Below are 7,631 nucleotides of genomic sequence, written 5' to 3'. Positions count from 1 at the left end.
CGATGGTTTGACGCGCCGTGGTGAGTTCCCGTTCGAGGGACACAACCTTCTGGCGCTCGAGCGCTTGCTTCGCGGAAGCCTGAGCGGCTTCCTGATTTGCGCCTTTCTTGAGGGCATCGATAGTTTGACGCGCGGTGGTGAGTTCCTGTTGCAGGACCTCGACCTTCTGGCGCTCGTTATCAAGCGCTTGCTTCGCGGAAGCCTGAGAGGCTTCCATTGAGGGTTGCGCTTTGGGCATGGCGGCTTGCGCGCTGTCCCAGAGACTGGCTGCCGTCTTCAGATTTTCGATAACACGCTGCGCCGTCTCCAGACTCTGCGCGAGCGCCTCGTTTGTTCGCTGCTGCGCTTCCAGAGCCTCTGCCTGCCTGGCCAGCTCCGTTCGTGCTGCGGCCAGCTCGCGGTCTGAGCCTTTCTCGGATCCGATCGCGCCAGTTCGCACCCTGCCCGATTCTTTCTCGATATCGGTGTGGTCCGAAACGACCGACGGGCTGTCGTTCGCTGTGGCAACCGCTGACGCTTCGGGCGCCGACTGACTGTTTGCCGGAGATGCCAACAGCAGAATGAGCACTAACGAAACAAGAGACAGCAGAGCGTTACGCCCCCTGTCACATATCCCGTGAAGTAAGATCAACGGACGCGATTTAATAAAGGTGAAGTCACAGCGGAGACATTTTGACCTGGGACTCTGCACATGACTCATTCCTGAACCTCGCTGACCGCGGCCCTCACCGCCAGTGTATTCTCCATTACTGCACGCCGCGGCGCACCTAGAGGCTATCTCCTATTTCCTGATTTTCGTCATTCGAACGAACGAAAATTTCGTTCTCCCGAAAGGCTGTGTGCTGAATGCCACAGACTGCTGTGTCTCATCCTCACGGACATCGTCGGGGTGCCCGCCGAAGGTCAGGCAGCCGGATTCAGGCCGCGTGCTTGGAACCAATGACGGGCGAGACTGTTCAGCTATGATTTTGATACGACGCTGACGTGCCCGGCCGGCTGGGGAAGCGGCAATCCCAAGGAGTTCTCATCATGAAGATTTCGTCCAGATTTCGTTCCGTCGCGGTTGGCGTTATCGCCGCCGCGGGAGTTGGCTTTGCCAGCGCTGCGTATGCCGACAGCGGCACCATCCGCTTCGCCGTCTATAAGGCAGCCTTCTTCATCGGCGGCTCCGGTGGCGAGGGCACGCTGACCTTCCATGGCCGCCGATATCCCATTTCGGTCGGCGGCATCTCGGGCGGCCTCGCCTTCGGGGCCTCCAAAACCTATTTCCGAGGCACTGTGCGCAACATTCGGCGCGCCCGGGATGTGACCGGGGTGTACGGTGCGGCGGGCGGTGGCGGCGCGCTTGGCAAAGGGGCCCAGGTGATCGTCATGACCAATGACAAAGGCGCTCAACTCGAACTCTCAGGCAGACAGGTGGGCCTGCAAGTCAACGCAGATCTCAGCGGTATGAGCATCTCGCTGAAGTAAGAGCCGAAATGGGTCCGTCGACGCCTCACGCCGCCAGCACCGCCGCGTCCAACCCGCGAATGATCTTCGCCAGTTCCACACACTCGTCGTGCCGCGCCTTGTTGCGTCGCCATGCGAGACAGATCGTGCGTTGCGGCATCGGCTCCTTGAACGGCACGATCTTGAGATCCGGCATGACGCTGGCCGGCCTTGTTGCCATTTCCGGGATCAGCGTGACGCCGAGCCCGTGCGCCACCATCTGTAAGAGCGTCGTCAGGCTGGTGGCGCCGTAGCTTGCCATCGCCACCGGCCGCACGCTGCCGCAGACGGCGAGCGCCTGTTCGCGCAGGCAGTGGCCTTCCTCCAACAGCATCAGCCTTTCCAGCGCCGGGCTTTCCGGCGGCACCGGCGGCGAGGCGAAGGCGGGATCGCCGGCCGGCACGGCCAGGAAGAACCGGTCGCAGAACAGTTCTTCGCTGACCAGGCCGGGTTGATTGAGGGGCAGGGCGGCGATGAAGGCGTCGAGCCTGCCCGACGCGCTGTCCTCGATGAGCGAGGCGGTCACCGCTTCGCGCAGTTCAAGCTGCAAGGCCGGGAAATGCCGCTTCAGTTCCGGCAGCGCATGCGGCAACAGATATGGCGCGACCGTTGGGATGATGCCCAGCCGGAAGCGCCCTTCCATGGCCGGGCGGCCGCGCCGGGCGGTCGTCTCGACGTCACGGATATCGGCGAGAATGCGCTCGATGCGAGGCTGCAGGGCCAGCGCCTCATCGGTCATCCGCACCAGCTTGCCGCCGCGCTCGAACAGCCGGCAGTTCAGCCGCTGCTCCATCTCGGCGATCTGCGAGGACAGCGCCGGCTGGCTGACACCGGCAAGCTTTGCGGCGCGGCCGAAATGCAGCGCCTGCGCCAGCGCCTCGAAATATTGCATCTGTCGGACGGTGAGCCCTATCATAAGAAAAACCTATCGGAAAAAACAGGAAAGGCAATTTGTTTTTATCGGCGATACGGCCTAGTCTGGAATCATTCCAGAATGGTGCGGCCGCTGGGCCTGCCCGGAAAACTCGGCAAAATTGGAGAGTAGGATGGACGCGAAAACCGACGACAACAGCGCTGGCAAATGCCCGGTCGCGCATGGATCGGCAGGCAGGACCAACCGAGACTGGTGGCCGAACCAGCTCGACCTCGGCGTTCTGCACCAGCAGTCGAACCTCTCGGACCCGATGGGTGAGGATTTCGACTACGCCAAGGAATTCCAGAGCCTCGATCTCGATGCGGTGATCAAGGACCTGCGTCATGTGATGACGGATTCGCAGGAATGGTGGCCGGCCGATTTCGGCCATTACGGGCCGCTGTTCATCCGCATGGCCTGGCACAGCGCCGGCACTTATCGCATCGGCGACGGCCGCGGCGGCGCCGGAGCCGGACAGCAGCGTTTCGCGCCGCTGAACAGCTGGCCGGACAACGCCAATCTCGACAAGGCGCGTCGGCTCTTGTGGCCGGTCAAGCAGAAATACGGCCGCAAGATTTCCTGGGCCGACCTGCTGATCCTCACCGGCAACGTCGCGCTGGAGTCGATGGGCTTCAAGACCTTCGGCTTTGCCGGCGGCCGCGCCGACGTCTGGGAGCCCGAGCAGGACGTGGACTGGGGTTCGGAAACGAAATGGCTCGACGACGAGCGCTACTCCGGTGACCGCGAGTTGCGCGGCCACCTTGGCGCCGTGCAGATGGGCCTGATCTACGTCAATCCGGAAGGACCGAACGGCAAGCCCGATCCGCTCGCCGCCGCCCGCGACATCCGCGAGACGTTCCGCCGCATGGCGATGAACGACGAAGAGACCGTCGCGCTGATCGCCGGCGGCCACACCTTCGGCAAGACGCACGGCGCTGGCGATGCCTCGCTGGTGGGCGCGGAGCCGGAAGGTGCGGGGATCGAGGCGCAGGGCCTCGGCTGGTCGAGCAAGCATGCCTCCGGCATTGCCGGCGACGCGATTACCTCGGGCCTCGAAGTGACCTGGACCGCGACGCCGACCAAATGGAGCAACAACTTCTTCGACAATCTGTTCGACTATGAATGGGAATTGACCAAGAGCCCGGCCGGTGCCCATCAGTGGACGCCGAAGGGCGGCGCTGGTGCCGGCACCGTGCCGGATGCGCACAATCCGTCGAAGCACCATGCGCCGGCGATGCTCACCACCGACCTCGCTCTGCGCGTCGATCCGGCCTACGAGAAGATTTCGCGGCGTTTCCATGAGCATCCCGACCAGTTCGCCGACGCTTTCGCCCGCGCCTGGTTCAAGCTCACCCATCGCGACATGGGTCCGGTCGTGCGCTATCTCGGCCCGCTCGTGCCGAAGGAAGAGCTGATCTGGCAGGATCCGATCCCGGCGATCGACCATGAACTGGTCAGTGAGCAGGATATCGCCTTGCTGAAGGCGAAGATCCTGGCGTCCGGCCTGTCGGTTGCCGAACTGGTTTCGACCGCCTGGGCCTCTGCCTCGACTTTCCGCGGCTCCGACAAGCGTGGCGGCGCCAATGGCGGCCGCGTCCGCCTTGCGCCGCAGAAGGACTGGGAGGTCAACCAGCCGGCTGAATTGGCGAAGGTGCTCGGCAAGCTCGAAGCGATCCAGAAGGAGTTCAACGCCGCGCAGGCGGGCGACAAGAAGGTCTCTCTGGCCGACCTGATTGTGCTCGGCGGTGCCGCCGCGGTCGAGAACGCCGCCAGGGACGGCGGCCATGAGGTGAACGTGCCGTTTACGCCGGGCCGCATGGACGCTTCGCAGGAGCAGACGGACGTCCAGTCCTTCGCCGCGCTCGAGCCGGCCGCCGACGGCTTCCGCAATTATGCCAGGGGCAAGCTGCCCATGTCGGTCGAGGCAATGCTGGTCGACCGGGCGCAATTGCTGACGCTTACGGCACCGGAAATGACTGTGCTTGTCGGTGGTCTGCGTGTGCTCGGCGCCAACACCGGCGGCTCGAAGCACGGCGTCTTCACCGATAGGCCCGGCACGCTGACCAATGACTTCTTCGTCAACCTGCTCGGCATGAGCGCGATCTGGGATCCGGCCGCGGGTTCCGATGAAATCTACGAAGCGCGCGACCGCAAAACCAAGGCGGTCAAGTGGACCGGCACCCGCGCCGACCTGATCTTCGGCTCGCACGCGCAGTTGCGCGCGCTGGCCGAAGTCTATGGCTCGGCCGACGCCAAGGAGAAATTCGTCAAGGATTTCGTCAAGGCATGGACCAAGGTGATGAACCTCGACCGCTTCGATCTCGCGGCGTAAGGATTTCTCGGCGCAATAAAAAGGCGCGGGCCACGGCCCCCGCGCTTTTTTGTATTCAGGCTTCGAAAATCAGTCCTTCTCGAAAATACCGGCCTTGGCGACGACGCCGGCGATGGCGCCACCGATCAGCGGTGCGACGATGAACAGCCAAAGCTGGCTGAGCGCGGCAGTTCCCGAAAACAGCGCCGGGCCGATCGAGCGGGCCGGGTTGAGCGACGTGCCGGTGACCGGGATGATAGCGAAATGCAGCCCGGCCAGCGTCAGACCGATGACGAGGCCGGCGAAAGCGGTCGTGTGCTTGGCGCTGGTGACGCCGAGGATCACCGTCACGAAGGTGAAGGTCCCGATCAGCTCCCACAGGAACGCCGAGCTGACGCCCCATTTCGTTGTATCCCAGCCATTTGCGCCAAAGCCGCCAGTGTGTCCGCCGACCTGGCCGGAAACGATGATCCACAGCGCCAGCGACGCAATGATGGCGCCGATGACCTGCGCGATCCAGTAGGGAACGACGTCCTTGGCCGGCATCCGGCCGGCAAGGAACACGCCGAGCGTCACCGCCGGATTGAGATGCGCGCCCGAGATCGGACCGATCGCATAGGCCGCCGCGATAAGGCCGATGCCGAACGCCAGACCGATGCCTTCCTGGCCAAGCGGTAGCGCGCCGCCGAAGCCGCCCGTCACCACCGAAGCGGTGCCGATGAACACCAGTAGAAATGTACCCAGAACTTCCGCCAGATAAGTCTTCATTGCCCTCTCCTCGTATTTTCCCGTCGATCCGCTCGCTGTTCTTGGCGAATCACGCAGCGGAAGAGTATCGCAACCTGAAAAGTTTGAAAGCACGAGCATTGCGCCAGCCGGCGCGCTTGTGCACTCCAGTCGCGCACTGTAGAGCGCGCTTCAGCGCCTTGAATCCGCGCATCGTGCTTTTCCGAAAATCGTTCCGATTTCCGGGCCGATGCGATAGAGCAGGGCCGAACGCAATTTGCCGGCACGGCCAAACAACGGAACAAGAAAATGCGATTGGGAGGACGGCTGGCGGCGGCCATCGAAGTGCTGGAGGACATTAGCCGGCGCCACCGGCCGGTGGCCGACGCGCTGAGGGACTGGGGCCTGTCGCACCGCTTCGCCGGCGGCGGCGACCGCGCGGCGATCGGCAACATTGTCTATGACGCGCTGCGCCGCAAGCGTTCCGCCGGCTGGCTGCTCGGCGAGGATACGCCGCGCGCCATCGGCTTCGGCGCGCTGCTGCTCGAATGGGACCAGACGGCGCAGTCGCTGAACGGGGCGCTCGACGGCGACAAGTTCGCGCCGCCCTTGCTGAGCGGCGATGAATTGAAAACAGTCGCCGATCGCCGGCTTGCCGATGCGCCGGCTGCAGTGCGGGCCGATATCCCCGATTGGTGCGAACCGCTTTTCGAAAGCGCCTTCGGCGCGGGCTGGATCGGCGAGGGCGCGGCACTCGCCACCCGTCCGCCACTGGACATCAGGGTCAACACGCTGCAGGCCGATCGCGCCAAGGTGCTGGCGGAACTGATGCAGACCGGCGCGAAAGCCGCCGACATCGCGCCGCACGGCATCCGTATCCCGCCGATCGACGGCGATGGCCGGCACCCGAACGTGCAGGCCGAACCGGCCTTCCAGAAAGGCTGGTTCGAGGTCCAGGACGAGGGCTCGCAGATAGTGGCGGCGCTTGCCGGCGCCGAGGCCGGCATGCAGGTTCTCGATTTTTGCGCCGGCGCCGGCGGCAAGACGCTGGCGCTGTCGGCGGCGATGGGCAATAAAGGCCAGGTCTTTGCGCATGACGCCGAGAAGGCGCGGCTGGCGCCGATCTTCGACCGCATTCGCCGCTCGGAAAACCGCAATGTGCAGATCGTCAGCAGGCCGGCGGAACTCGCCCCCCTCGAGAACCACATGGACATCGTCCTGGTCGATGCGCCTTGCACCGGCAGCGGCACCTGGCGGCGCCGGCCCGATGCCAAATGGCGGCTGACGCAAAGACAGCTCGATGCCCGCAAGGCCGAGCAATCGGCGATCCTCGACGATGCCCTGGCCTTCGTCAAACCTGGCGGCCTGCTTGTCTACATCACCTGCTCGGTCTTCGACGAGGAGAATGGCGATCAGGCCGCGGCCTTCCGGGAGCGCCATGACGGCTTTGTTCCGGTCGACCACCGGGAGCTTTGGGACGGCCGCTTTCCCGGCCATGCGGCTGCCGCGCGCATTGGCGCCGCGGGCGGCATCTCGCTGTCGCCGCTGCTCAGCGGTACCGACGGGTTCTATGTCTGTGCGCTGCGCAAGGCCGGCTGAGCGTCGCCGGCAAACGAAAACCGGGCGCGCCAGGATGGAATTGCTGCAGCGCAGCAAAAGCGATTGCCTGTCGCCCACGCCTCTGCAATAAGCTTTCCCTGAGATGTGCCTGAGGTGTGAAGGCAATGGCCATGGCAGCAAAGATCGTGCCCGCCCCCGACTACGAGGACCGCGTCAGGACGTCCTTCGCGCGCCAGAGGGCCATGACGACGATCGGTGCCGAACTGACGCTGGTGACGCCCGGCATCATCGAGATCGAGATGCCCTACTCGGCGGCGCTCACCCAGCAGCACGGCTTCCTCCATGCCGGCGTCATTTCGACGGCGCTGGATTCGGCCTGCGGCTACGCGGCGTTCTCGCTGATGCCGGAGAGTTCCAGCGTGCTGACCATCGAGTTCAAGGTCAATCTGCTGGCGCCGGGCCGGGGCGAACGCTTCCTGTTCCGCGGCTCGGTGACGAAGCCCGGCCGCACCATCATCGTCGCCGACGGCCAGGCCTATGCCTTTGCCGCCGACGGCGAGGCCAAGCTGATCGCCACCATGACCGGAACGATGATGACTGTGGTTGGGCGCGACGGGATCGAAGGGTGAGCCG

General features: G+C 64.4%; 7 protein-coding genes. 4 read left to right on the top strand and 3 right to left on the bottom strand.

Annotated features, from left to right (window positions below; translation table 11 throughout):
- The coding region (locus MESS2_RS25055; protein ID WP_157357841.1) for an HlyD family secretion protein at positions 1-568 on the bottom strand (568 nt) is incomplete at its 3' end.
- A 461-nt stretch (positions 569-1,029) separates the two neighbouring features.
- Between MESS2_RS25055 and MESS2_RS25050 the strand changes: the two genes are divergently transcribed.
- Positions 1,030-1,470 (top strand): lipid-binding SYLF domain-containing protein, encoded by a 441-nt coding sequence (locus tag MESS2_RS25050; protein ID WP_008877352.1) that lies wholly within the window; start codon positions 1,030-1,032, stop codon positions 1,468-1,470.
- A 25-nt stretch (positions 1,471-1,495) separates the two neighbouring features.
- Here MESS2_RS25050 and MESS2_RS25045 read toward each other — a convergent pair whose 3' ends face one another.
- A complete protein-coding gene (locus tag MESS2_RS25045) occupies positions 1,496-2,404 on the bottom strand; it encodes a hydrogen peroxide-inducible genes activator (RefSeq protein ID WP_008877351.1) in 909 nt (302 codons plus the stop codon).
- Between the two features lie 130 nt (positions 2,405-2,534).
- On the opposite strand from MESS2_RS25045, the gene katG reads away from it, so the two are divergent.
- On the top strand, positions 2,535-4,733 hold the full coding sequence (gene katG / locus MESS2_RS25040; protein ID WP_008877350.1) for a catalase/peroxidase HPI: 2,199 nt from the start codon (positions 2,535-2,537) through the stop codon (positions 4,731-4,733).
- Positions 4,734-4,802: 69 nt separating this feature from the next.
- On the opposite strand, the gene MESS2_RS25035 is transcribed toward katG, so the two are convergent.
- On the bottom strand, positions 4,803-5,480 hold the full coding sequence (locus MESS2_RS25035; protein ID WP_008877349.1) for an MIP family channel protein: 678 nt from the start codon (positions 5,478-5,480) through the stop codon (positions 4,803-4,805).
- Positions 5,481-5,747: 267 nt separating this feature from the next.
- Here MESS2_RS25035 and MESS2_RS25030 point away from each other — a divergent pair, with 267 nt between their 5' ends.
- Together MESS2_RS25030 and MESS2_RS25025 are read left to right on the top strand one after the other, a co-directional pair.
- The gene (locus MESS2_RS25030) at positions 5,748-7,037 is read left to right on the top strand and encodes an RsmB/NOP family class I SAM-dependent RNA methyltransferase (protein ID WP_008877348.1); all 1,290 of its coding nucleotides are present in this window, start codon (positions 5,748-5,750) and stop codon (positions 7,035-7,037) included.
- Between the two features lie 131 nt (positions 7,038-7,168).
- Positions 7,169-7,627: a PaaI family thioesterase gene (locus MESS2_RS25025; protein ID WP_040594002.1), complete on the top strand. Its 459-nt coding sequence runs from the start codon at positions 7,169-7,171 to the stop codon at positions 7,625-7,627.
- Positions 7,628-7,631 lie beyond the last annotated feature (4 nt).

Origin of the sequence: Mesorhizobium metallidurans STM 2683, from assembly GCF_000350085.1 — a bacterium.
Lineage (GTDB): Bacteria > Pseudomonadota > Alphaproteobacteria > Rhizobiales > Rhizobiaceae > Mesorhizobium > Mesorhizobium metallidurans.
The sequence above is the reverse complement of the archived record's forward strand: the minus strand, read 5'-3'. Positions and strand labels throughout refer to the sequence as shown.

Excerpts from the sequence above, each read along its gene's own strand:
- MESS2_RS25050 (WP_008877352.1), top strand. The coding sequence starts at position 1,030 with ATGAAGATTTCGTCCAGATTTCGTTCCGTCGCGGTTGGCGTTATCGCC.
- MESS2_RS25045 (WP_008877351.1), bottom strand. The coding sequence starts at position 2,404 with ATGATAGGGCTCACCGTCCGACAGATGCAATATTTCGAGGCGCTGGCG.
- katG (WP_008877350.1), top strand. The coding sequence starts at position 2,535 with ATGGACGCGAAAACCGACGACAACAGCGCTGGCAAATGCCCGGTCGCG.
- MESS2_RS25035 (WP_008877349.1), bottom strand. The coding sequence starts at position 5,480 with ATGAAGACTTATCTGGCGGAAGTTCTGGGTACATTTCTACTGGTGTTC.
- MESS2_RS25030 (WP_008877348.1), top strand. The coding sequence starts at position 5,748 with ATGCGATTGGGAGGACGGCTGGCGGCGGCCATCGAAGTGCTGGAGGAC.
- MESS2_RS25025 (WP_040594002.1), top strand. The coding sequence starts at position 7,169 with ATGGCAGCAAAGATCGTGCCCGCCCCCGACTACGAGGACCGCGTCAGG.